The following is a 21,837-nucleotide window of genomic DNA, read 5'->3' on the forward strand; positions in this document are numbered from 1 at the left end:
CTTTCTGAGTCTCGACAACCAGAAAGTACCCGCTTCGCGCTGGTTTGGCCGGGCATGCGCTGCGACACGTTGAATCATTCCCCGGACAGCCGTGCACCGCTACGCGGGGGAGAGAAAATCGTGGCTGCTGTGACGGACAACATCAGTTCCCGATGATGCAGCGCTGCTGACGCACGCGGCGCAGCAACACGCAGTTGCGATCAGCATCGGGCTTGATCGCCATAAACCTGCGGCATCTTTTTGCGACTAACTAACAGCACCCAATAACGCGACCAACAACGCTCCATAACGCGCAAGGGAGGACGCCGATGACCTCGATTTCCGGCAAGAAAGATCCCGTGGTGCGCCGCATTTCTGTGCACGATGTCGCCGAAGCGCTCGGCCAGGGACTGCGCGATTTTCAGGCGGCGCCGCTATATGGCCTGGCGTTCGGCGCGGTCTATGCGATCGGCGGCATTGTCATCACGCTCAGCCTGACCGCGTTTGGCCTGGTGTATCTCGCTTATCCGCTCGCCGCCGGTTTTGCGCTGCTCGGCCCGTTTGTGGCGATCGGCCTGTATGAAATCAGCCGGCGCCGCGAGGCCGGCGAGCCATTGTCGCCGCGCGCGGTGTTCGGCGTCGTCACCTCGCGCAGCGAGATCGGCTGGATGGCATTCGTGACGCTGTTTGTGTTCATCGTCTGGATGTATCAGGTGCGCCTGCTGATCGCGCTGTTCCTCGGCCTGAACACCTCGTTCGCCAGCATCCAGGATTTCCTCACCGTGGTGCTGACCACCAATGAGGGCCTGGTGTTCCTGCTGATCGGCAATTGCGTCGGCGCGGCGCTGGCCTTGGTGCTGTTCTCGCTCACCGTGGTGTCGTTTCCGCTGCTCCTGGAACGCGACGTCGATTTCGTCACCGCGATGGTGACCAGCGTGCGCGCCGTGGTGGCGAGCCCGCTGCCGATGATCGGCTGGGCGGCGACCATCGTGCTGCTGCTGGCGATCTCGACCCTGCCCTATTTCCTCGGGCTGCTGGTGACGCTGCCGGTGCTTGGCCATGCCACCTGGCATCTCTATCGCCGCATCGTGGCGCCGGTCGCGGCTGAGCAGCCGCAGAGCGCGCCGGCCGAACCTGTGGCATCGGCGACGGTGCTACCGATGCCGCGGGCCGCGCCGCGCGATTGATGGCGGACGCTCAGCCGATCAGTTTGGCGGCGCGCAGGCGATCCGCAATCACCGCAAAAGCCTGCGCCAGCCGCTCGGCCCAGCGCTGCTGGCCGTCCGGATCAGCGATCTGATCCTGGCGGATTTCGATGCCGGTGCTGATCAGGCCGCGCGCCTCGCCATGCACCGGAATGGTGTAATCGGTGAGATCGCTGACGCCGTAAGGCTGATTATCGCCGACCACCAAGGTGCCGTCGGCGCGCAATTGGTCAAGCAACAGCGGCGGCAGCACGGTGTCACGGTGATAGAGCGCGCCGACATGCCAGGGCCGCGCCACCCCGGCATAGACCGGCGTAAAACTGTGCAGCGCCACCAGCACGGTCGACTGCGACACCGCCAGCCGCTGCTCGATCGCAGCGCTGATGCGCTGATGATAGGGCTCGAAGATCAGCTTGCGGCGTGCCTCGGCCTGCTGCGGCGACAGATTGAGATTGCCGGGTACTTCGGTTGCTTCGCTCAAGACCGGGATCGAACTCGCGACTTGCGGCGGCCGGTTGCAGTCGATCACCAGCCGCGAATAACGCTGCGCGATCAGCTGCGCATCGAGCAACTCGGATAGCCGTTCGGCGACGCCGCCAATGCCGATGTCGAAGGCGATGTGGCGCTGCAATTCGCTGTCCGGCAGCCCGAGATCGGCAAGCTGCGGCGGGATCAGCCGGCCATAATGATCGCACACCAAAAGGAATGGCGAACGGCCCGCGGCATTGCGCTCGATCACCGGCGGCAGCGCCGGATCAAGCTGCAGCGGCAGGGCAGCGACCAGGTCGTCAACAGTCTCGCTCATCTTGGGCAACACTTCGCTTCGATTGCAAAGCAGGGGTAGCGGGTCGCGCCCACGCTGTCATCCCCAACGCGGCCGAGAAGCCGCTGCTGCGCCGCGGTGTCGCGGCCGCGCAGGGCTGGTTTTGCGCAATCGCCAGTTGTCAAAACCGCTGCGCCGCGTCAACACCAAGCAAGGCGCAGCGAGGGTGGGGGCGATGCAGGATCTGTTGTTCGTGTACGGCACGCTGATGCGCGGCTTTGATCATCCGATGGCGCGGCTCTTGGAGCACAACGCCGATTTTCTCGGCGAGGCGCAGTGCCCTGGCCGGCTCTATCTGGTGCGGCACTATCCGGGGCTGGTCGACAGCGATGATGACAACGAACGGGTGCACGGCCATCTGTTCCGGCTGCGCCAGCCCGCACAATTGCTGGCGGAACTCGACGATTATGAGGGCTGCGGCGCCGATGCGCCGCCGCCCGCCGAATATCGCCGCGAGCTGCGCACCATCACCGCCGCGGACGGAACCGCACAGCAGGCCTGGGTCTATCTCTATAACTGGCCGATCGACGGCATGCCGCTGATCGCAGGCGGGCGCTTCGACCTGGCGTAAGCGGCAACGGCCATTGCCTGACCTGTATTGCCTGGCCTGTGGATAAGCTGGATAACCGGGAGAACTCGGGCACGGCTCAGTCTTGCCCGCCCTAACCCGATATCGATGGACGGTTGCCGCCTCACCTGCGGCCGGAAACATTTCGAGCCCCTGATCCGATGCGCTTCACGCCGCAATTTCTGGAAGAGCTGAAAGCCCGGCTGTCGGTGTCGGAAGTGGTCGGCCGCCGCGTCAAGCTCAAGAAGGCCGGGCGCGAGTGGAAGGGGCTGTCGCCGTTTCAGCAGGAAAAGACCCCGTCGTTTTTCGTCAATGACGAGAAACAGGCGTGGTTTGACTTCTCGTCCGGGAAGAACGGCTCGATCTTCGACTTCGTGATGCTCACCGAGGGCGTCGAGTTTCCGGAAGCGGTCGAGCGGCTGGCGGGAATGGCCGGGCTGGCGCTGCCGGCGCCGACCCCGGATGCCGCGCAGCAGCAGCGCCATCGCAAGTCGCTCTATGAGGTGATGGAGCTGGCCGCGCATTTCTTCAGCGACACGCTGGCGTCGCGGCTCGGCGCCCGGGCGCGCGGCTATCTTGCCGACCGCGCGATCTCGCCAGCCACGCAGGTCAAGTTCCGGCTCGGCTATGCGCCGGGCGAGCGCTTTGCGCTCAAAGAACATCTCGGCAAGGCCGGGGTGCCGGTGCCTGACATGATCGAGGCCGGGCTGTTGATCGCCGGCGACGATATTCCAGTGCCCTATGATCGGTTCCGCGACCGGGTGATGTTTCCGATCACCGATGCCCGCGGCCGGGTGATCGCGTTCGGCGGCCGCGCGCTCGAAAAGGACGTGCCGGCCAAATATCTGAATTCGCCGGAAACGCCGCTGTTTCATAAGGGCGACAATCTCTACAACCTCGCCGGCGCGCGCAGCGCCGCCCATCAGGGCGCGCCGCTGGTGGTGGTCGAGGGCTATATCGACGTGATCGCGATGGCCACGGTCGGCTACACCGCGACGGTGGCGCCGCTCGGCACCGCGCTCACCGAAAACCAGCTACAACTGCTCTGGAAGATGGCCGAGGAGCCGGTGCTGTGTTTCGACGGCGACAAGGCCGGCCACAAGGCGGCGTGGCGCGCTGCCGATCTGGCGCTGCCGCATCTGTTGCCCGGGAAGAGTCTGCGCTTTGCGCTGCTGCCGGAAGGCCAGGACCCCGACGATCTCGCCCGGATCGGCGGCCGCGCCGCGGTCGATGAGGTGATCGGCGCCGCCCGGCCGCTGGCCGATGTGCTGTGGTCGCGCGAGCATGGCGCCGGCAGCTTCGCCACCCCGGAGCGGCGCGCGGCGCTGGAGGCGCGCATCAATGAGCTGACCGGCGCGATCCGTGATGAGGTGGTGCGGCGCTATTACCGCCAGGACCTTGGCGAGCGGCTGCGCCAGGCATTCGCTCCGGCGGGTGGCTTCGGCTCCGGCCGCGGCGGCTTTGGCGGGCGGGCGCGCAGCGATTCGCCGGGCGGCTTTGCGGCGCGGGGCAGTTTTTCCCTCGCCGCCGGCCGGATGCCGTCCCGCCCCGGCCGTCCCGCCGGCCCCGGTTCCGCAAGCTGGCTCGGCCGCCAGCCCTACCAGGTCGCCAGCCCCGACCTGGTGGCGAGCCCGATCATGCGCGGCCAGCGTACGGCAGTTTCACGCCGCGAAGCGTTGATCGTGCAAAGCCTGATCAACCACCCCTGGCTGCTCAGCGACCGGCTGGAGGAGATCGCCGCGCTGGAACTGGCGCATCCGGAGGCGCACCGGCTGCGCGCGGGCATCATCGCCGCCTATGCCAATGTCCATCAGCATCATCCCGACGATCCCGCCGCGCAAAGCGAGCGACTTCGTGCAGAATTGGTTGCGATGGGATTAACCGAGCATCTTCAACGTGTTGAACGGGCGATCACCACCAAGGACGTCTGGGGCGCGCAGCCCGGGGCCGCTGTGGAGGACGTTCGGGCCACCTGGCATCAGCTGGTCGCCTTGCATCGACAGTGGCACTCATTACTTAGGGAATTGAAGGACGCCGAGCTGGCGCTGGGCGAGCAGTCGAGCGAAGCGAACTTCGCATGGCTGCGCGACGTCAAGCAGCGGCTCGCTGACGTCGAGGGGACGGAAGCATTGATTGAGGGATTCGGCGCTTCTTCGGGACGGTTGCAGCGCAATATGTGACACAACTCGGGCGACGGCCGGCGCCGGCGCCGCGAAAAGACTCGCCAAATCTAGGATTTGGCTTCAGAAACAGGGTTAAACGAGGCTTAAACATCTGCCGGGTAAAGTGAGGTCCGGCGAGCGGCGGAATTCTCAACGTTCAGCACCGGCGAGAGTGAGTAACGGGGTGGCGTGGCCGTGCGCCGCCCTTTCCGCGTCGAGATGGATCAGAACCGAAAGGGGGCGGCAACGTCCCCGGCGTGAGTGCGTTTCAGGAGCATTGAATGGTCACCAAGGCAAAGACGCTGCAGACCAAGGATAAGGACAAGGACGACAAGGCCGTCGATGCGCCGGAGAAGGACTCCGCCGACGCGCCGTCGCCGTTGCTCGATCTGTCGGATGCAGCCGTCAAGAAGATGATCAAGCAGGCGAAGAAGCGCGGCTTCGTCACCTTCGATCAGCTCAATGAGGTGCTGCCTTCCGACACCACGTCGCCGGAGCAGATCGAAGACATCATGTCGATGCTGTCCGACATGGGCATCAACGTGTCGGAGTCCGATGACTCCGACAACGAGGAAGAAGACGCCAAGGACGAGCTCGACGACGAGCCCGATAACGATCTGGTCGAAGTCACCGCCAAGGCGGTCACCGAGACCAAGAAGTCGGAACCCGGCGAGCGCACCGATGACCCGGTGCGCATGTATCTGCGCGAGATGGGGTCGGTCGAGCTGTTGTCGCGCGAGGGCGAAATCGCGATCGCCAAGCGCATCGAGGCTGGCCGCGAAGCGATGATCGCCGGGCTGTGCGAAAGCCCGCTGACGTTCCAGGCCATCATCATTTGGCGCGACGAACTGAACGAAGGCAAGATCTTCCTGCGCGACATCATCGACCTGGAAGCGACCTATGCCGGCCCCGAGGGCAAGAACAACGTCAACCCGGCGATAAACGCCGGCGAGACCGACGGCGAAGGCGATGGCGAGGATGCCGAGGCGGTGGCTGCACCGCCGGCAGCGCCGCCCTCCCCCACGCCGTTCCGCGCCCGCGGCGGCGCGCCGGCTCCGGCCGCCGAGGTCAAGGATCCGGCCGAGGCCGCCGCCGAAGCCGACATGGATGACGACGAGTTCGAGAACCAGATGTCGCTGGCGGCGATCGAGGCCGAGCTGAAGCCGAAGGTGGTCGAAACCTTCGACAAGATCGCCGAGAACTACAAGAAGCTGCGCCGCCTGCAGGAGCAGGACATCTCCAACCAGATCGAGAGCGGGCCGCAGGGGCCGTCGCTGTCGCCCTCGCAGGAGCGCAAGTACAAGAAGCTCAAGGACGAGATCATCGTCGAGGTGAAGTCGCTGCGCCTCAACCAGGCCCGCATCGACAGCCTGGTCGAGCAGCTCTACGACATCAACAAGAAGCTGGTGTCCTATGAAGGCCGGCTGCTGCGGCTCGGCGACGCCCATGGCGTGGCGCGCGACGATTTCCTGCGCAACTATCAGGGCTCGGAGCTTGATCCGCGCTGGCTGAACCGCGTTTCAAAACTGTCGGCCAAGGGCTGGAAGAACTTCGTCCATCACGAGAAGGACCGCATCAAGGAGCTGCGCCAGGAGATCCAGTCGCTGGCGGCGCTCACCGGCCTCGAGATCGGCGAATTCCGCAAGATCGTGCACAGCGTGCAGAAGGGCGAGCGCGAAGCCCGCCAGGCCAAGAAGGAAATGGTCGAGGCCAACCTGCGCCTCGTGATCTCGATCGCCAAGAAGTACACCAACCGCGGCCTGCAGTTCCTCGACCTCATTCAGGAAGGCAATATCGGCCTGATGAAGGCGGTCGATAAGTTCGAATATCGCCGCGGCTACAAATTCTCGACCTATGCGACCTGGTGGATCCGGCAGGCGATCACCCGCTCGATCGCCGACCAGGCGCGCACCATCCGCATCCCGGTGCACATGATCGAGACCATCAACAAGATCGTGCGCACCAGCCGCCAGATGCTCAACGAGATCGGCCGCGAACCGACCCCGGAGGAGCTGGCCGAAAAGCTCGGCATGCCGCTGGAGAAGGTGCGCAAGGTTTTGAAGATCGCCAAGGAGCCGCTGTCGCTCGAAACGCCGGTCGGCGACGAGGAAGACAGCCATCTCGGCGACTTCATCGAGGACAAGAACGCGGTACTGCCGATCGACGCCGCGATCCAGTCCAACCTGCGCGAGACCACCACGCGCGTTTTGGCGTCACTGACGCCGCGCGAAGAGCGCGTGCTACGCATGCGCTTTGGCATCGGCATGAACACCGACCACACGCTGGAAGAAGTCGGCCAGCAGTTCTCGGTGACCCGTGAACGTATCCGTCAGATCGAAGCGAAGGCGCTGCGCAAGCTGAAGCATCCGTCGCGCTCGCGCAAACTGCGCAGCTTCTTGGATAACTAAGCGGCGATACGTTCGCTCTCGACGTTCTGATAAGAAAAATGGCCGGGCTCGTCCCGGCCATTTTTGTTGGAGCTTAGCGATAGATGAGGCGGACCGGCGCAGCGCCGCATGTAGGGTGGGTTAGGCGCAGCCGTAACCCACCATCTCAGCTGCGGCGGATTACGCCTTCGGCTCATCCGCCCTAAGGGCTACGGGCTGCCCTCTCGCCGTCATTGCGAGGAGCGCAGCGACGAAGCAATCTATCTTCATGCTTCCCGCTGGATTGCTTCGCTTCGCTCGCAATGACGGGGAAAGGTGTCGACCAGACTGACTGCTGCACGTGGTGGAGAAACCGCCGCTGGCAGCTCACCCCTCACACAACCCCCTCACGCCCGCTGTTCGCGCACTTCCTTCGGCAGCACGTTGCGCGATAGCCAGCAATTCAGCACCGTGGGCACGAGGCCGACCAGGCCATAGAGCACCAGCTGCTTGACGCCGGCGTCGGCGCCGCGGCCGCCATACATGAAAGCGGTGGCGGCGAATGCGATCGAGCCGCACAGCGCCATGCGCGCCGGCAGATGCAGCTGCGGGTAGTGCGACAGGATATCGTCGATCGCAGCGATCGCCAGCGACGGCAGCAGCGCGAACAGATAGCTGTACTGCATGGTCGTGACGGCTATCAGCAGAAACTTTTCAAGCTCCATCAGCGTGCCGCCGGTCCAGTAGCCGGACAGCACCGTCATCACCAACAGCAGCATGACGCCGCCCAGCGACGGGCCAATCAACCCATAGATCACATACCGCTTCATACCGCCTCCGCCGCCCAAAACTGTTGGGGCGAAGCTTACGGCAGCTCCGGCGAAAGCGGTATGGTCTTTTTGCCCCGGCAGGCGACCTTGGCCGTGCTACCATAATCACTTCAGCCCCGCGCCGTGAGCCTCAACATGCTGACCGGAAACCTGCTCGACCCGCTGCCGCCCGCCGCCCGCGACGAAGTGCTGGACACGCTGTTAACCTGCGGCGCGGTGCGCATCGAACGGATCGTATCGACCGGCCAGTCGAGCCCGCCCGGCTTCTGGTATGACCAGGACGAGACCGAATTCGTGGTGCTGCTTCAAGGCGCCGCCCGGCTGCGCTTCGAGGACGGCGAACTGACCATGACGCCCGGCAGCTACGTCACCATCGCGCCGCATCGCCGCCACCGTCTGGAGTGGACGCAGGCTGATCCGCCGACAGTCTGGCTCGCGGTGTTTTTCCCGTGAACGTGCACTACGAACGACACCGCGCCAGTTGCTCGGCACCTTTGCTCCACCGTCATTGCGAGCGCAGCGAAGCAATCCAGGGACGCGAACTGAGCGTCTCGGTATAGGGTGGCGGTCCAAAGCTGGATTGCTTCGTCGGCTTCGTCAGCCGCGTGCCGCCGAGCCGCTGGGCGTCCGGGACGGCGCTGGCACCACGGCCGGCTGCAGCGCACCGCCGACAGGTCGGCGCCGGCCGCCACCGCCGCCCGCGTCACGATCAGTGGTCATGGTCATGATCGCGGTGCCCATCGCCGCCGAGCCAAACGTGATCACGAAGCCGAACAGCAACAGCCCGAGCGCGGTGCCGGGCGCGGCGTCGGCGAAAATCAGATCGCGCAGCCGCAGCGGGTTGAGCCACAACAGGCCGCCGAGCAGCAAGGTCGCTACCAGCCCGCCGACCGCCAGATTGATGGCCAATAGCCGCAGCAGCGGCTGCTCGCGCAGCTTGCCCGTCAGTTCGCCTGTCTGCTTCTCTGGCATCCCTGCCCCGCTCGGGCCCTCGCCGCGTCGCATCGGCTCGCCTCCCTAAACTCGCACCGGCAGACTCGTACCGTTCAACAGGCTTGTAACGACTGCCTCAAAACGCTCTCGCCGCCAACGCCAGGCCGGATCGCACAGCAAGCTTGCCGGCTGGCGCGGCGGCGTCCAATTTCTTCCACGAAGTCTATGCTACAAGCCCGTTCGCCGCCATGCTGTTCCCTCCGTCCCCTGCAAGGAAGTCCATCACAATGTCCCGATTGCGCATCGCTTTGTTCGGAATCGCCGTGCTTGCCGCTGGCCCGGCCGAGGCCGCCCGCTGCGGCGGCGATTTTCAGGGCTTCGTCGCGGCGATCTCGCAGGAGGCAGCGGCCTCGGGCATTTCCCAGGGCGTGATCAATGCCGCGCTCGGCGGCGTCACCCAGGACCCGGCGGTGCTGGCGTTCGATCGTCGCCAGCGCGGCACCTTCAACAAGACCTTTGAGCAGTACGTCGCCACGCGAGTCGGGCCCGGCCGCATCAAGCAGGGCCTGGCGATGCTGCAACGCCACGGCTCGCTGCTGTCGCGCATCGAGCGGCAATTCGGCGTGCCGCCGGAAATTCTGGTCGCGATCTGGGGGCTGGAATCCGATTTCGGCAAGGGTGACACCGGCAAGCTGCCGGTGGTGCGCACGCTCGCCACCATGGCGCATGATTGCCGCCGTACCGAACTGTTCCAGGGCGAACTGCTGGCGGCGCTGCAGATCGTGCAGCGCGGCGACCTGCCGCTGCGCGACATGATCGGCGCCTATGCCGGCGAGATCGGCCAGACCCAGTTCCTGCCGTCGTCCTACATCAAATACGGCGTCGATTTCGACGGCAACGGCCATGTCGATCTGCGCCACAGCGTGCCGGATGTGCTGGCCTCGACCGCCAATCTGCTGAAAACCGCGGGCTGGCGCGCCGGCGGCTCCTATCAGGAAGGCTCGCCGAATTTCGAGGCGATGCGCGAATGGAATCGCGCTTTGGTCTATCGCAAGACCATCGCTTACTTCGCCGACCGGCTGGCCGCGGGCGGCAACTGATCCATCAACGGCCACCGAAGACCCGTGATGCCCGCGCCTGGTCGCGGGCATCTTCGTTTTGCCAGCAAGGCGGAGGCAAAACGTCAATGGCCGGGACGAGCCCGGCCATGATGGATCGATAGCTTGGTAGCAGTGGGACCCAGGGCCGCGATCAGCTCTTGCCGCTGGTGCCGCTGTTGTAATAGCTGGCCGGCATCACGATCCTCTTGATCTGATCGACGGTGAAGGTCTGGCCACCGATCGTCAGCAGCGGCGGGTTCGAGGACAGATCCGCCGAATCGACCACGCCCTGAACCTCGGTCGCGATCGCAACGTTCTTGCCATCGGCATCCTTGCCGACCGCCGTCAGCTTGTATTTGCCAGCCGGCCATTGTGTGCCATCGGTGCCGCGGCCATTCCAGACGAAGCTTTGATGATCGCCCGCCGCCATTCTTTCTTCGCCGGAGTATACGGTCTGGCCTGCGGCATTGGTGATGGAAATCGAGACCGTCGAAGCCTTGGGGACATTCACCCCCCAAGCCGCGCTTCCATTCACCAAGTTGGTGGTCGCGCCGTCCACGATCGCGGTGGCGCCAAGGAAGTTCAGCGCCTGCGTTGCTTGCGCCGTGGACTGCAGTTTGACCAGCGCTTCGAGCTGGCTGTTCGACTTGAGCTGCTGCTCGACGCCCGCAAACTGCACCAGCTGCTGGGTGAACTGGTTGGTGTCCAGCGGATCAAGCGGGTTCTGGTTCTGCAGCTGCGTGGTCAGCAACGTCAGGAACGACTGAAAGTTGTCGGCAATGCCCGATGACGATTTGGTCAGCGTGCTGCCCGAGTCCGACGGCTTAACCGGGGACGGCGCCGAGTAGATGGTGTTCGGTTTGGTAGCTTCGACTGACGACATGACCTGCTCCTCCTACACCCGGATATCGACGCCGCCTGCTGCTCCGAGCATGCGGCCATAGTTGCGACCGATCACCGCGGCCGGCGGCACTTCTTCCTCGCCGATCTCCAACCGGTGATAGTGCGGCTGCTGATCGTCCGAATTCTGGTTCTGTCCCGACGACTGGTCACGCAGGCTGAATTGCAGCCCGCTGTCGCTGGTCTTGAGGCCGGCATCGTCGAGCGCGCGCTGCAATTGCTGGGCATCGTTGCGCAGCATGGCCAGCGTCTCCGGCTTCTCGACGGTGAGATGCGAGGTGACGTTGCCATGACGATCGACCTCAATGCGCACGTCGACGCGGCCAAGCTCGGCCGGATCAAGGCGGATCTCGAACCGGCTGTTGCCGGCTTGCGCCGTCGCCGCGATCTCGATCGCCAGCCGGTTCATCGGCACCGCGGCATTGGTCGCGACATTCGCGGTCCATTGCGTGGTCGGCATGCCATTGGCGGACAGCTGCGAGGACGGCTGCAGCTGCTGCGTCGGCGCCGGGGTCAGCACCTGATCAGGGGCCGCGCTGAGCTGATTGACCACGCCGTTGCCATTGGCGTCAGCATGATGGCGCGGTGCCACCGGCGCATCGGACTGTGCCGTGCCCTGCGCGGCGGCTTCGTTCTGCGCGGCGTGCTGCGCCGCCTTGTGTTCGGCCTTGTGCTCACCCTTGCCGGCGGTGTCGGTCAAAACCGCAGCGCTACCCGCCTCGCCTTCGAGCGTCTTCGGCTTGGCTTCTCCGGCTGCAGCATTGGTCTGTTCGGTGCCGTCGCCATCAGCCGGCTGCTCGCCGGTCGCGGTGGTCTTGATCGCGGTCTTGGCTGCGGTCGCTTGCGCGACCATCGCGGCAAGATGCGGCGCGGGCGCAGGCTGATCGGCAGCCGCTTCCGCGGTGACCGCGGGCTGCGGCTCGCCCTTGGTTGCGTCGGCCTGCAATGCGGCCAATGCCAACGCGGCGCTCACCGGCTCTTCGGTCGGCGTCGTCGCCGCAGTCGCGGCCGTCGGCGCCGTGACAGTGGCCGCGACTGCGACCGGCACGGCTTCCACCACGGTCTGCGCCACCGCCTGGGTTTCGGCAGCCTGGGCGTCGGCCTTGGCCGCTTCGCCATCGGCCTCCGGGCTCGACGAGGTCGCGGTATCCTGGCTGGCGCTATCGTCGGCCTTGGCGGCGCCGGCATCGCCAGAGCTGGCGGCTTCGCGGCTCGGCTTGTCTTTGTCGGCAGCCGGCGCGTCGGCCTTGCTGTCGCGGGCCTCGCTGCTGGAACGACGATCGGCGGCATCCACGCCGCGCGGCGCGTCGCTGCGCTGCGGCGCCCGGCTGCGGTCCGAGGCGTTGCTGGCGCTGACCGGCTGGCTGTCGCGCATCGGCTCGCGGTCCATTAGGCGCCGGCCACCGGCCGACGGATCGACGTTGCTGCGCGTATCGGCGCGGCTGGCGAGCGAATTGGCGTCCACCAGCGACGCAAAACTCTCATGGGGCTCGGCGCGATCGCGTTTGCCCGCAGAGCGCGGCTCGGACAGGGAAGGATTGAGACTTGTTTCCGTCGATACGCTGACCACAGTGGCGCCTCTTGCACTCGTTCAGCCCTCCTCTCAGCAAAGAGCGGGCCAGCCAGGCTTCCGGAACAATCTCGTTATTAATCAATAATATACCCGAACGACCCCAGCCGGAACGACGCCAGCAACCGGCGTTTCCTGCAGCCCTGCGGCAACTCTTGCCGATCAAGCGCCGGCCGAACGATTGCTTCGCTGCCATACGAACTATATGAAAGAGACGCTTCAGCGCTGCTTGCGACCGGCCTCGCCCAGATCATCAGGGTTTTGCCAATCGGTCGGGAACCGCCGCTCACGCAGAATGACCGGGCCAATGCTCAACAGTCTGGACCTTGAGGGTCGACCCCAGGATACGCGAGTTGTCGTCGCCATGTCGGGCGGCGTCGATTCATCGACCACGGCTGCGCTGCTGAAGTCCGAGGGCTATGACGTCGTCGGCATCACGCTGCAGCTGTACGACCATGGCGAGGCGATCCATCGCAAGGGCGCCTGCTGCGCCGGCCAGGACATTCACGACGCCCGCACCGTGGCCGACCGGATCGGCATTCCGCATTACGTGCTCGATTATGAGAGCCGGTTCCGCGAGCAGGTGATCGACAGTTTCGCCACCAGCTACGCCACCGGCGAGACCCCGGTGCCGTGCATCGAGTGCAACCGCTCGATCAAATTCGGCGACCTCTTGGCGACCGCGCGTGAACTTGGCGCCCAGGCGCTCGCGACCGGGCACTACGTGTCGTCGCGCCGGCTGCCGGACGGCTCGCGCGCGCTGGTGTGCGCCGCCGATGCCGACCGCGACCAGAGCTATTTTTTGTTCGCCACCACCCGCGAGCAGCTGCAATTCCTGCGCTTCCCGCTCGGCGACATGACCAAGGCGCAAACGCGCGAACTGGCGCGGCGCTTCGATCTGTCGGTCGCCGACAAGCACGACAGCCAGGACATCTGCTTTGTGCCCACCGGGCGCTACACCGAAGTGGTCGGCCGGCTGAAGCCGAACGCCATGGAGCCAGGCGACATCGTCGATCTCGATGGCCGCGTGCTCGGCCATCACCAGGGCATCGTGCATTTCACCGTCGGCCAGCGCCGCGGCCTCGGCATCGCCTCGCAGGCGCCGCTCTATGTGCTGCGGCTCGAGCCCGCGACCCGGCGCGTGGTGGTCGGGCCGCGGGCCGCGATGCGCATGGACCGGATCTGGCTGCGCGACGTCAATTGGATCGGCGACAGTTCGCTCGACCTCGCGGTCGGCGACGGCCTGGAACTCTATGTCCGGGTGCGTTCGACGCGCCGGCCGCAGCCAGCCTGGCTGCGCGCGGTCGACGGCGAGTATCAAGTCGATCTGGTGGCCGGCGAGGATGGCGTCTCGCCCGGACAGGCTTGCGTTTTCTACGATGCGCCAGAAGGACAAGCGCGCGTGTTGGGCGGCGGCTTCATCAAAAGCGCCGAACCGCGCGCGGCAAACAGCGCTGTGATCGCCCCCGGAGCGGCCGCTCGGCCGATAGCGGGGGCACACGGCTAACATCACCGGGGCAGACCATGGGTAATGATATCGATCGCGCAGGCGTCGCGAAGGCGTATGCGCGCTGGGCGCCGATCTACGATCTGGTGTTCGGCAAAGTATTCGACAGCGGCCGGCGCTCGACCATCGCTGTCGCCGACGCGATCGGCGGCCGCGTGCTCGACGTCGGCGTCGGCACCGGGCTGTCGCTGTCCGACTATTCGCGCACCACGCGACTATGCGGCGTCGACATTTCCGAGCCGATGCTGCGCCGCGCCCAGGAGCGGGTGCGCACGCTTCAGCTCAGCAATGTCGACATGCTCGGGGTGATGGACGCCAAGAATCTGGCATTCGCCGACGGCTTCTTCGACGCCGTGGTGGCGCAATATGTCATCACCGCGGTGCCGGACCCGGAAGCGACGCTCGACGACTTCGTGCGCGTGCTCAAGCCCGGCGGCGAATTGATTCTGGTGAACCACATCGGCGCCGAAAGCGGCCCGCGCAAGCTGTTCGAGCTGGCGTTCTCGCCGATCGCGCGCCGGCTCGGCTGGCGTCCGGAATTTCCGTGGGAACGGCTGTCCAATTGGGCGGCGCGCCATGGCGGCGTGACGCTGGCGGAACGGCGCCCGATGCCGCCGCTCGGCCATTTCTCGCTGATCCGCTTCCGCAAGAGCTGACCAAGGCCAAACGGCTCGGAACAGAGTCGGGTGCCGATCGTTGGCTGGGCATGCGAATGCCCTCCACCCTGCTCTTGACCACCCTGATGCTGGCGCTGCCGCAGCTTGCGGCGGCGCAGGCGCCCCCGGTCACGCCCGGTCCGGGCGAAACCGCGCCGCCGACCGCGACGCAATGCGCGCCCAGCCGCGTCGCCCCCGAGCAAGGCACCATCACCACCCCCGGCACCACCACCGGCCAGAGCGGCGCGCCGCTGTCTGACCAATTGGCGCGCGCCGATGGCGTGCTGTGCCCGCCGGCCGGGGTCGACAGCGAGATGCGCATCCCCGCGCCCGATGTCGGCACCACCCCGGTGATCCCGCCGCCCGGCAGCGCGCAGAACCGGCCGGACCTGCAACCGAAATGAGATGTGGCGAGCTGTCCGGTGATCGCTTGACAGGCCGCGATCCGCCTCCTTATATGCCGGCGCACTGGCGGCCGACGCCGATGGCGGGTCGCCCAGTGTCTGTGGCGGGGTAGCTCAGCTGGTTAGAGCACGGGAATCATAATCCTGGGGTCGGGGGTTCGAGTCCCTCTCCCGCTACCAAACTTCTCTCAATCCTCAATCTCCCAGACCAATAGCGAAGCAGCGGCACGGACGCGGGTCGTGCGGCGCAAACTGTTGATCGCGGCGTTGCCACTGACGCCGCTCGATCGAGACAGTGCAGCCGACTGCCAACCTCGCAAATCATCAGCGCGCCAGCACGATCGAGATCCTGTTCTGGCCCTCCGTGCGCAGCACTTCCAGCGCAACATCGTCATTGTGACGCCGCACCCGGAGATCAGCACTGCACTTGCCGAGCCGCAGGTCGCGTAGCACCACTTCATTCAGGAACGACGGCAGACGCGGATTGACGAACCGGATTTCGTCGCGGCTGGGATCGAACTCAATGCCGAGCGCGGCTTCCAGCAAAGTCAGCGGCGTGGCGCTGGCCCAGGCCTGCGGCGCGCACGCCACTGGATACAGCGTCGGGCCGCGGCGGCGCTCGCGCGCAAAGCCGCAGAACAGCTCCGGCAGCCGCCGTGCTTCGAGATAACTCTCTGCTTCGAACAAGCCTCTGAACAGTTGATCGAGCAAATGCTTGTGGCCGTACCGCGCCAGACCCAGCGCGATCAGCGCGTTGTCATGCGGCCAGATCGAGCCGTTGTGATAGGACATCGGGTTATAACGCGCCTCGCCGCGCGCGAAGCGGCGATTCCGTGACATCGGCCAAGCTGGAAGCCGCATGGCCGCGCGCGATCCGGCCCGATGACGCGGTGCGGGACGTCAACGCGCTGCACATCGTGATGCTGGAACAGCTGCGGCGCTGCTGCGACCGCGATCAATTCGATCTGCTGCACTTCCATCTCGACTACTATCCGTTCTCGCTGTTCATGCGCCAGCCGACGCCGTTTCTGACCACGCTGCATGGCTGGCTCGATCTTCCCGAACACCAGCCGGTGTTCTCGACCTTTGACACCGTGCCGCTGGTGTCAATCTCGCTAGCGCAGCGCGCGCCGGTGTCGCAGGCCAACTGGCTCGCCACCATCCATCATGGCATGCCGATCGATCATCTGACGCCGCAGCCGATCCGGCCGTCTTATCTCGCCGTGCTCGGCCGTATCGCGCCGGAGAAAGGCGTCGACCGCGCGATCCGGATCGCCTTGCAGGCCGGCTGGCCGCTCAAGATCGCCGCCAAAGTCGATCGCGCCGGCCAGGACTACTTTGCGCAAATCATCAAGCCGCTGCTCGCTGATCCCTTGATTGAATATCTCGGCGAGATCGCCGACAGCGACAAAGCGGCGTTCCTGAGCGGCGCGACGGCGCTGCTGCTACCGATCGATTGGCCTGAGCCATTTGGCCTGGTCATGATCGAAGCGATGGCTTGCGGCACGCCGGTGGTGGCCTATCGGCGCGGCTCGGTGCCAGAGATCATCGATGACGGCATCTCGGGCTTCATTGTGGAGGATGAAGCGCAAGCGGTCGCGGCGGTCGGCCGGCTCGATCAACTCGACCGCCAGGCGGTGCGCCGGCAATTCGAGGCACGCTTCACCGCGCGGCGGATGGCGCAGGAATATCTCGCGGTCTATCGGCGCCTGCAGGCGCTCTCGCAGCCGCCGATGCGGCTGATCTCCAGCGCCGAATAGCGGGCGTGCTCATCCGCCCTCCAAACGTTTGCCGAGTTGCAGCAGCGTTACATCGGACACTGGCATCGCTTGAAATTCGCGAATGGCCTGCGCCAATTCCTGATCGGTCATCGGCTGTGCTGGCAGCTTGAGTTTACCGGTCTTGAAACCGTCCTCGATGCTCTGCAAATGTTCCTTTGAATCTGCTTCAAACAATTGCTGCACGCGGGACAAGAACCAGCGATAGGGCATGACGCAACTCCCTGATGGCGATAATCCTAACGCGCCTCGGGCCGCAGCCAATATCGGTTTCCGAGTGCAATAAAGGCGGCCTCTACTGTGGCCGCCTTCTTGCGCTACTGATGATGTTAGCGCATGCCCGAGCCAGTACCGGTCGTGCTCTTGGTTTGACCGGTCGAACTCGGCGTGGTCGCATTGGTGGCGCCGCGCGCGCTGCCGGCACCCTGGCCGCCGCGATCGGAATTCTCCGGACCGCCGCCACCTGAACCCGCGCCGCCGCCCGCACCGGAACCGCCGGCGCCTGCGCCAGCCCCGGCGGCACCGCCACCCGCGCCACCACCGGCCCCGCCGCCTGCTCCTCCGCCACCGCCGCCTTGGGCCAGCACTTCACTGGCGCCAAACGTCAGCGCCGCGAGCAGCGCGAGCGTTGTCATCATGATCTTCATGCATTGCTCCTGATCGTTTGCTTTTCGGCCAGGGCCAATGCCGTGGGGTGTAGTTACGTTCCTTTTCGATCGCAGCCGGGCGCACGCACGCGATCGGCGCGGCGACGAGGAACCTCCATCCACACTGCTGCTTGCCATGTGCGAACGGAGGACAAGCAATGAAAGCGCTCACCTGGCACGGCAAGAACGATATCCGCTGCGAAAGCGTGCCGGACCCGAAGATCGAGCATGGCCGCGACGCGATCATCAAGGTCACCGCCTGCGCGATCTGCGGTTCCGACCTGCATTTATTCGACGGCATCATGCCCAGCATGCAAGCGGGCGACGTGCTCGGCCACGAAACCATGGGCGAAGTGGTGGAGGTCGGCCGTGATAACAAGAAACTCAAGGTCGGCGATCGCGTGGTGGTGCCGTTCACCATCTCGTGCGGCGAGTGCTTTTTCTGTCAGCGTGGCTACTATTCCGGCTGCGAGCGTTCCAACCCCAATGCGTCGATGGCTGCGCAGCTGTGGGGCCACTCACCCGCCGGCCTGTTCGGCTACTCACATCTGCTCGGCGGCTTTGCCGGAGGACAGGCGGAGTATCTGCGTGTGCCCTACGCCGATGTCGGGCCGCTACAGGTGCCCAATGGCTTGAGCGACGAGCAGGTGCTGTTCCTGTCCGACATCTATCCGACCGGCTACATGGCCGCGGAGTTCTGCAATCTGAAAGGCGGCGAGACTGTCGCGATCTGGGGCTGCGGTCCGGTTGGGCAATTCGCCATCAAGAGCGCGCTGCTACTCGGCGCCGAGCGTGTGATCGCGATCGACACCGTGCCGGAGCGGCTGGAGCTGGCGCGCGCTTCCGGCGCGATCACGCTCGATTTCATGACCGAGGATATTTACGAGCGCATCCAGGAGCTGACGAAGGGACGCGGCGCCGATGCCTGCATCGATGCGGTCGGCACCGAGCCGTCAACGGCCTCGGGACTGGACGCGGTGGTCGATCGCATCAAGGTCGCGACCTTCATGGGCACGGATCGCCCGCATGTGCTGCGGCAGGCGATTCACTGCTGTCGCAATTTTGGTACCGTGTCGATCGTCGGCGTCTATGGCGGGTTGCTCGACAATCTGCCGCTCGGCTCCGCGATTAATCGCGGCCTCACCTTCCGCATGGCGCAAACGCCGGTGCAGCACTATCTGCCGCTGCTGCTGTCTCGCATCGAGAAGGGCGAGATCGATCCGTCATTTGTCATCACTCACCGCGCCAGTCTCGAGCAGGGACCGGACCTGTACCAAACGTTCCGCGCCAAACAGGACGGCTGCATCAAGGTGGTGATGAAACCGTAGGCCGAATCGCGCGATCGGAACCACGGCGCCGGCGTCCGGCAGCCGGCGCGAATCCGCGCGCCTCGTGCCGCTTTTGTTCCGGCTCCCGGTATTCGTAATCTTACGGAGCTATTCGAGGGAGGGAGGAGACCTTAGCCTGCGGGCCACAAACGAGGAGAGGCACCGTGGATCTGTATATCAGAGACGAGAACCTGAAGAGGTATCGCAAGGCTCTGGCAGACGCCGATACCGTAGTGCACCGGGCGATTCTGTCCGCCTTGATCACTCATCTCGAAGATCAAGAGCCGGTCACCCGCATGGCTTACACGCCTTCGATGGAAGGTCATCGAGACGTCAGTCTATAAATCCTTCCCTTCGGTATTAAGTTACTTCGTCTCAATCCAAAAACACCCTTAGGCTAGCTGCGTTCAACAAACCTCGGGTTTGCGGATGAACGCAGCTCAGCCTCCTATGTGCTTTCGTTGTGGCGTTGCCCGCGAACTGGTGCTGGTGTCCCCGCTAGGACCCGGGCTGGAGTTGCGTCAGTATACCTGCCCCAAATGTGGGAAGGTGCTGCGCCTAAAAATCCGGCACGACATCCCGTCGCCGTCCTGAGCAATGCAACCAAGAACGAAGCGGGCCGACGCCGGGTCGCGGCCCCCATGCCACGGTGAAACCGCGTCAATCGAAGCCGAGATAGGCCGACTTCACCTTGGGATCGGACAACAGCTCGCTCGCCGGGCCGGCATGGACGATCCGCCCGGTCTCGATCACATAGCCGCGGTCGGCGATCTCCAGCGCGGCGGCGGCGTTCTGCTCGACCAGCAAAATGGTGATGCCGGCCTGGCGCAGCGCGGTGACCGCGGCGAGGATCTGATCGACCAGGATCGGCGATAGCCCGAGCGAGGGCTCATCGAGCAATAGCAGCTTCGGCTTACCCATCAGCGCCCGGCCGATCGCCAGCATCTGCTGCTGACCACCAGACAAACCGCCCGCCGGCTGCTGGCGCTTGTCCTTCAGCACCGGGAACATCGCATAGATGCGTTCGCGGTCAGCCTCGATGCCATCGTCGCGGCGCAGATAGGCGCCGAGCCGCAAATTATCATCGACGCTGAGCGGACCAAAAATCTGCCGCCCTTCGGGCGACTGCGTCATGCCGCGCGCGACGCGCTGATGCGACGGCAGCTTGTCGATGCGCTCACCCATGAATTGGATTTGACCCGCGCTGATCGGCTGCACACCGGATAGCGCGCGCAGCAGCGTGGTTTTGCCGGCGCCGTTCGAGCCGATCAAAGCCACCACCTCGCCGGCGCTGACCTTGAGATTGATGCCCTTCAGCACCTCGATGCGGCCATAGCCGCCGTGCAGATCGATGACCTCAAGCACGGGCCGCCTCCCGCGCGCCGTGGTGACCGAGATAGGCCTCCAGCACCAAGGGATTGTCGCGCACTTGCTGCGGGCTGCCCTCCACCAGCATCCGGCCTTGCTCCAGCACCAGGATGCGATGCGAAATCTTCATCACCAGTTTCATGTCGTGCTCAACCAGCACCACCGCGATGCCGCGATCGGCGACGCGGCCGATCAGCCGGTCGATATCCTCGGTCTCGACCGAATTGCAGCCGGCCGCGGGTTCATCGAGCAGCAACACGCGCGGCTCGGCGGCGAGCGCCCGTGCGATCTCCAGCCGCTTGCTGGCACCATAGGACAGCGCGCCCGCGGGAATGTCGGCACAGTCGCGCAGCCCGACCTGATCGAGCAGCGCCAGCGCCGCCGCGCGGGTGGCGCGGTTCTGGCGGTTCACCGAGGGCAGCCGCAACAGATCGGCCAACAGGCTGCAATTTTCCTGCAGATGGCGGCCGACCATGACGTTCTCAGCCGCGGTCATGCGATGGAAGATCTGCAAATTCTGAAAGGTGCGCGACAGGCCGCGCGCCGCCAGCACATCGGGCGGCAGGCCGGTGACGTCCTCGCCGGCGAGCAGCACCCGGCCGTGGCTGGCGGTGTACATCCCGGAAATCACGTTGAACAAGGTGGTCTTGCCGGCGCCATTGGGGCCGATGATCGAAAAGATTTCGCCGGGCTCGACCGCAAAGCCGACGCCGTCGATCGCTTTGACACCGCCGAACGAGATCCCGATATCGCTGACCTCAAGTACGCTCATCGCCGCCCCCTGGTGATCAGCCGCGCCAGCATCGGCACCATGCCATCGCGCATAAAGATCATCGACACGATGATCAAAAGACCGAGCATGAAGTGCTCATATTCCTGAAACACGGTCAGCGCCTGCGGCAGCACCACCAGCACGGCGGCGCCGACAATGCTGCCGACGATCGAGCCGAGCCCGCCCAGCACCACCATGGTGACCAGTTCGACCGAATGCAGGAAGCCGGCCTGATCCGGATTGACGAAGCCGTTCATCATCGCCAGCGCTGAGCCCGCCACCGAGGCATAGACCGCCGCGATCACGAATGCCTGCAGCTTGAAGCGATTGACGGCGACGCCCGCGACGCGCGCGGCGGTCTCGCTGTCATGCAGCGCGCGAAAGGCGCGGCCGGTCGGGGTATCGTCGAGATTGAGCGCGATCCAAGTGCCGATCAGCAGCAATCCCGCCGTGATCCAGTACCAGGTATCGGAGCCGCTGACGCGCCAGCCAAACAGCACCAGCTTGGCGACCGGCATGCCGTCCGGCCCGCCGGTCCAGCGGCTTTCGGTGGTGATCACCATCGCGATCAGCACGCCGAGCCCGAGCGTGGCGATCGCGAGATAATGTCCTTTGAGACGCAGGATCGGCCGGCCGACCAGAAACGCCAACAGGCCGGACAGCAGCGCGCCGATGCCGACCGCGGCGAGCGCGTTGACGCCAAGATGCGCCGGGCCGATCGCGACCGCATAAGCGCCGATGCCGAAGAACCCGGCATGGCCGAGGCTGACCTGACCGGCCTTGCCCATCAGAATATTGAGACCGATCGCCGCCAGCGCCGACACCCAGACCAGCGAGGCCACGCGGAAGTAATAGCTCGACGGAAACACCAGCGGCAGCAGCGCCATCATGGTGGCGAGCGCCAGCAGAATCACGGAGCGCCGGTTGAGACGTGTCATCAT

Annotated in this window: 21 protein-coding genes, 1 tRNA gene and 2 pseudogenes; 13 read left to right on the forward strand and 11 right to left on the reverse strand. The window is 65.2% G+C overall.

The genetic code is table 11. The annotated features are described in order from the left end of the window. Positions 1 to 308: 308 nt before the first annotated feature. Complete coding sequence (locus tag BJ122_RS03425; RefSeq protein WP_110779778.1) at positions 309 to 1,166, forward strand: DUF2189 domain-containing protein; 858 nt, start codon at positions 309 to 311, stop codon at positions 1,164 to 1,166. A gap of 10 nt (positions 1,167 to 1,176) precedes the next feature. On the opposite strand, the gene BJ122_RS03430 is transcribed toward BJ122_RS03425, so the two are convergent. After that, complete coding sequence (locus tag BJ122_RS03430) at positions 1,177 to 1,989, reverse strand: N-formylglutamate amidohydrolase (protein ID WP_110779779.1); 813 nt, start codon at positions 1,987 to 1,989, stop codon at positions 1,177 to 1,179. A 193-nt stretch (positions 1,990 to 2,182) separates the two neighbouring features. Here BJ122_RS03430 and BJ122_RS03435 point away from each other — a divergent pair, with 193 nt between their 5' ends. From BJ122_RS03435 to rpoD, 3 genes are all read left to right on the forward strand, one after another. Beyond that, the gene (locus tag BJ122_RS03435) at positions 2,183 to 2,578 is read left to right on the forward strand and encodes a gamma-glutamylcyclotransferase family protein (RefSeq protein WP_110779780.1); all 396 of its coding nucleotides are present in this window, start codon (positions 2,183 to 2,185) and stop codon (positions 2,576 to 2,578) included. A gap of 158 nt (positions 2,579 to 2,736) precedes the next feature. Further along, entirely contained in the window at positions 2,737 to 4,755 is a 2,019-nt protein-coding gene (gene dnaG / locus BJ122_RS03440) for a DNA primase (RefSeq protein ID WP_110779781.1), read from the forward strand. 263 nt (positions 4,756 to 5,018) lie between these two features. After that, the gene (gene rpoD, locus BJ122_RS03445; RefSeq protein WP_110779782.1) at positions 5,019 to 7,145 is read left to right on the forward strand and encodes an RNA polymerase sigma factor RpoD; all 2,127 of its coding nucleotides are present in this window, start codon (positions 5,019 to 5,021) and stop codon (positions 7,143 to 7,145) included. Positions 7,146 to 7,510: 365 nt separating this feature from the next. On the opposite strand, the gene BJ122_RS03450 is transcribed toward rpoD, so the two are convergent. Then, the gene (locus BJ122_RS03450; RefSeq protein ID WP_110779783.1) at positions 7,511 to 7,933 is read right to left on the reverse strand and encodes a DUF5413 family protein; all 423 of its coding nucleotides are present in this window, start codon (positions 7,931 to 7,933) and stop codon (positions 7,511 to 7,513) included. A gap of 135 nt (positions 7,934 to 8,068) precedes the next feature. Between BJ122_RS03450 and BJ122_RS03455 the strand changes: the two genes are divergently transcribed. Beyond that, complete coding sequence (locus BJ122_RS03455) at positions 8,069 to 8,386, forward strand: cupin domain-containing protein (RefSeq protein ID WP_110779784.1); 318 nt, start codon at positions 8,069 to 8,071, stop codon at positions 8,384 to 8,386. Between the two features lie 144 nt (positions 8,387 to 8,530). Here the strand turns inward: BJ122_RS03455 and BJ122_RS03460 are convergent, their stop codons facing one another. Next, positions 8,531 to 8,905 (reverse strand): hypothetical protein, encoded by a 375-nt coding sequence (locus tag BJ122_RS03460; protein WP_110779785.1) that lies wholly within the window; start codon positions 8,903 to 8,905, stop codon positions 8,531 to 8,533. A gap of 248 nt (positions 8,906 to 9,153) precedes the next feature. Here BJ122_RS03460 and BJ122_RS03465 point away from each other — a divergent pair, with 248 nt between their 5' ends. Then, on the forward strand, positions 9,154 to 9,966 hold the full coding sequence (locus tag BJ122_RS03465) for a lytic murein transglycosylase (RefSeq protein ID WP_110779786.1): 813 nt from the start codon (positions 9,154 to 9,156) through the stop codon (positions 9,964 to 9,966). 151 nt (positions 9,967 to 10,117) lie between these two features. On the opposite strand, the gene BJ122_RS03470 is transcribed toward BJ122_RS03465, so the two are convergent. Both BJ122_RS03470 and BJ122_RS03475 read right to left on the reverse strand, forming a co-directional pair. Beyond that, complete coding sequence (locus BJ122_RS03470; protein ID WP_110779787.1) at positions 10,118 to 10,849, reverse strand: flagellar hook assembly protein FlgD; 732 nt, start codon at positions 10,847 to 10,849, stop codon at positions 10,118 to 10,120. 12 nt (positions 10,850 to 10,861) lie between these two features. Next, positions 10,862 to 12,331, reverse strand: a complete 1,470-nt coding sequence (locus BJ122_RS03475) for a flagellar hook-length control protein FliK (protein WP_110779788.1) — start codon at positions 12,329 to 12,331, stop codon at positions 10,862 to 10,864. Positions 12,332 to 12,743: 412 nt separating this feature from the next. Between BJ122_RS03475 and mnmA the strand changes: the two genes are divergently transcribed. The 4 genes from mnmA (at position 12,744) to BJ122_RS03495 (ending at position 15,183) form a co-directional block, all read left to right on the forward strand. Further along, positions 12,744 to 13,943, forward strand: coding sequence for a tRNA 2-thiouridine(34) synthase MnmA (gene mnmA, locus BJ122_RS03480; protein ID WP_110779789.1), 1,200 nt, complete (start codon positions 12,744 to 12,746; stop codon positions 13,941 to 13,943). 17 nt (positions 13,944 to 13,960) lie between these two features. Beyond that, complete coding sequence (locus BJ122_RS03485; RefSeq protein WP_110779790.1) at positions 13,961 to 14,599, forward strand: class I SAM-dependent methyltransferase; 639 nt, start codon at positions 13,961 to 13,963, stop codon at positions 14,597 to 14,599. Between the two features lie 56 nt (positions 14,600 to 14,655). Beyond that, on the forward strand, positions 14,656 to 15,003 hold the full coding sequence (locus BJ122_RS03490; RefSeq protein WP_347337799.1) for a hypothetical protein: 348 nt from the start codon (positions 14,656 to 14,658) through the stop codon (positions 15,001 to 15,003). A 103-nt stretch (positions 15,004 to 15,106) separates the two neighbouring features. Beyond that, positions 15,107 to 15,183: transfer RNA gene (locus tag BJ122_RS03495), tRNA-Met, on the forward strand. Positions 15,184 to 15,327: 144 nt separating this feature from the next. Here BJ122_RS03495 and BJ122_RS03500 read toward each other — a convergent pair. Next, positions 15,328 to 15,831, reverse strand: a pseudogene (locus BJ122_RS03500) (amylo-alpha-1,6-glucosidase); the annotation flags it as partial. Here BJ122_RS03500 and BJ122_RS03505 point away from each other — a divergent pair. Further along, positions 15,825 to 16,763 (forward strand): annotated as a pseudogene (locus BJ122_RS03505) (glycosyltransferase family 4 protein); the annotation flags it as partial. The pseudogenes BJ122_RS03500 and BJ122_RS03505 overlap by 7 nt on opposite strands. Positions 16,764 to 16,772: 9 nt before the next feature. On the opposite strand, the gene BJ122_RS03510 reads toward BJ122_RS03505, so the two are convergent. After that, positions 16,773 to 16,994 carry a hypothetical protein gene (locus BJ122_RS03510; protein WP_110779793.1) on the reverse strand — a complete coding sequence of 74 codons (222 nt, stop codon included), beginning with the start codon at positions 16,992 to 16,994 and terminating at the stop codon, positions 16,773 to 16,775. A gap of 116 nt (positions 16,995 to 17,110) precedes the next feature. Then, positions 17,111 to 17,428 carry a hypothetical protein gene (locus tag BJ122_RS03515; protein WP_110779794.1) on the reverse strand — a complete coding sequence of 106 codons (318 nt, stop codon included), beginning with the start codon at positions 17,426 to 17,428 and terminating at the stop codon, positions 17,111 to 17,113. 158 nt (positions 17,429 to 17,586) lie between these two features. Here BJ122_RS03515 and BJ122_RS03520 point away from each other — a divergent pair, with 158 nt between their 5' ends. Both BJ122_RS03520 and BJ122_RS03525 read left to right on the forward strand, forming a co-directional pair. Then, a complete protein-coding gene (locus BJ122_RS03520) occupies positions 17,587 to 18,756 on the forward strand; it encodes a zinc-dependent alcohol dehydrogenase (protein WP_110779795.1) in 1,170 nt (389 codons plus the stop codon). Positions 18,757 to 18,920: 164 nt separating this feature from the next. Continuing rightward, on the forward strand, positions 18,921 to 19,100 hold the full coding sequence (locus tag BJ122_RS03525; protein WP_110779796.1) for a hypothetical protein: 180 nt from the start codon (positions 18,921 to 18,923) through the stop codon (positions 19,098 to 19,100). 316 nt (positions 19,101 to 19,416) lie between these two features. On the opposite strand, the gene BJ122_RS03530 is transcribed toward BJ122_RS03525, so the two are convergent. From BJ122_RS03530 to BJ122_RS03540, 3 genes are read right to left on the reverse strand one after another with little or no spacing between them, the layout of a single operon-like run. Beyond that, complete coding sequence (locus BJ122_RS03530; protein WP_110779797.1) at positions 19,417 to 20,121, reverse strand: ABC transporter ATP-binding protein; 705 nt, start codon at positions 20,119 to 20,121, stop codon at positions 19,417 to 19,419. Next, entirely contained in the window at positions 20,114 to 20,896 is a 783-nt protein-coding gene (locus BJ122_RS03535; protein ID WP_027278390.1) for an ABC transporter ATP-binding protein, read from the reverse strand. The genes BJ122_RS03530 and BJ122_RS03535 overlap by 8 nt, the downstream gene beginning before the upstream one ends. Then, positions 20,893 to 21,837, reverse strand: coding sequence for a branched-chain amino acid ABC transporter permease (locus BJ122_RS03540; RefSeq protein WP_103012294.1), 945 nt, complete (start codon positions 21,835 to 21,837; stop codon positions 20,893 to 20,895). The genes BJ122_RS03535 and BJ122_RS03540 overlap by 4 nt, the downstream gene beginning before the upstream one ends.

Source organism: Rhodopseudomonas faecalis, from assembly GCF_003217325.1.
Taxonomy (GTDB): Bacteria; Pseudomonadota; Alphaproteobacteria; order Rhizobiales; family Xanthobacteraceae; genus Rhodopseudomonas; species Rhodopseudomonas faecalis.

Excerpts from the sequence above, each read along its gene's own strand:
- BJ122_RS03520 (WP_110779795.1), top strand. The coding sequence starts at position 17,587 with ATGAAAGCGCTCACCTGGCACGGCAAGAACGATATCCGCTGCGAAAGC.
- rpoD (WP_110779782.1), top strand. The coding sequence starts at position 5,019 with ATGGTCACCAAGGCAAAGACGCTGCAGACCAAGGATAAGGACAAGGAC.
- dnaG (WP_110779781.1), top strand. The coding sequence starts at position 2,737 with ATGCGCTTCACGCCGCAATTTCTGGAAGAGCTGAAAGCCCGGCTGTCG.
- BJ122_RS03435 (WP_110779780.1), top strand. The coding sequence starts at position 2,183 with ATGCAGGATCTGTTGTTCGTGTACGGCACGCTGATGCGCGGCTTTGAT.
- BJ122_RS03510 (WP_110779793.1), bottom strand. The coding sequence starts at position 16,994 with ATGCCCTATCGCTGGTTCTTGTCCCGCGTGCAGCAATTGTTTGAAGCA.
- BJ122_RS03535 (WP_027278390.1), bottom strand. The coding sequence starts at position 20,896 with ATGAGCGTACTTGAGGTCAGCGATATCGGGATCTCGTTCGGCGGTGTC.
- BJ122_RS03470 (WP_110779787.1), bottom strand. The coding sequence starts at position 10,849 with ATGTCGTCAGTCGAAGCTACCAAACCGAACACCATCTACTCGGCGCCG.
- BJ122_RS03490 (WP_347337799.1), top strand. The coding sequence starts at position 14,656 with ATGCCCTCCACCCTGCTCTTGACCACCCTGATGCTGGCGCTGCCGCAG.
- BJ122_RS03540 (WP_103012294.1), bottom strand. The coding sequence starts at position 21,837 with ATGATGACACGTCTCAACCGGCGCTCCGTGATTCTGCTGGCGCTCGCC.
- BJ122_RS03465 (WP_110779786.1), top strand. The coding sequence starts at position 9,154 with ATGTCCCGATTGCGCATCGCTTTGTTCGGAATCGCCGTGCTTGCCGCT.
- BJ122_RS03460 (WP_110779785.1), bottom strand. The coding sequence starts at position 8,905 with ATGCCAGAGAAGCAGACAGGCGAACTGACGGGCAAGCTGCGCGAGCAG.
- BJ122_RS03430 (WP_110779779.1), bottom strand. The coding sequence starts at position 1,989 with ATGAGCGAGACTGTTGACGACCTGGTCGCTGCCCTGCCGCTGCAGCTT.
- mnmA (WP_110779789.1), top strand. The coding sequence starts at position 12,744 with ATGCTCAACAGTCTGGACCTTGAGGGTCGACCCCAGGATACGCGAGTT.
- BJ122_RS03455 (WP_110779784.1), top strand. The coding sequence starts at position 8,069 with ATGCTGACCGGAAACCTGCTCGACCCGCTGCCGCCCGCCGCCCGCGAC.
- BJ122_RS03515 (WP_110779794.1), bottom strand. The coding sequence starts at position 17,428 with ATGAAGATCATGATGACAACGCTCGCGCTGCTCGCGGCGCTGACGTTT.
- BJ122_RS03450 (WP_110779783.1), bottom strand. The coding sequence starts at position 7,933 with ATGAAGCGGTATGTGATCTATGGGTTGATTGGCCCGTCGCTGGGCGGC.
- BJ122_RS03425 (WP_110779778.1), top strand. The coding sequence starts at position 309 with ATGACCTCGATTTCCGGCAAGAAAGATCCCGTGGTGCGCCGCATTTCT.
- BJ122_RS03485 (WP_110779790.1), top strand. The coding sequence starts at position 13,961 with ATGGGTAATGATATCGATCGCGCAGGCGTCGCGAAGGCGTATGCGCGC.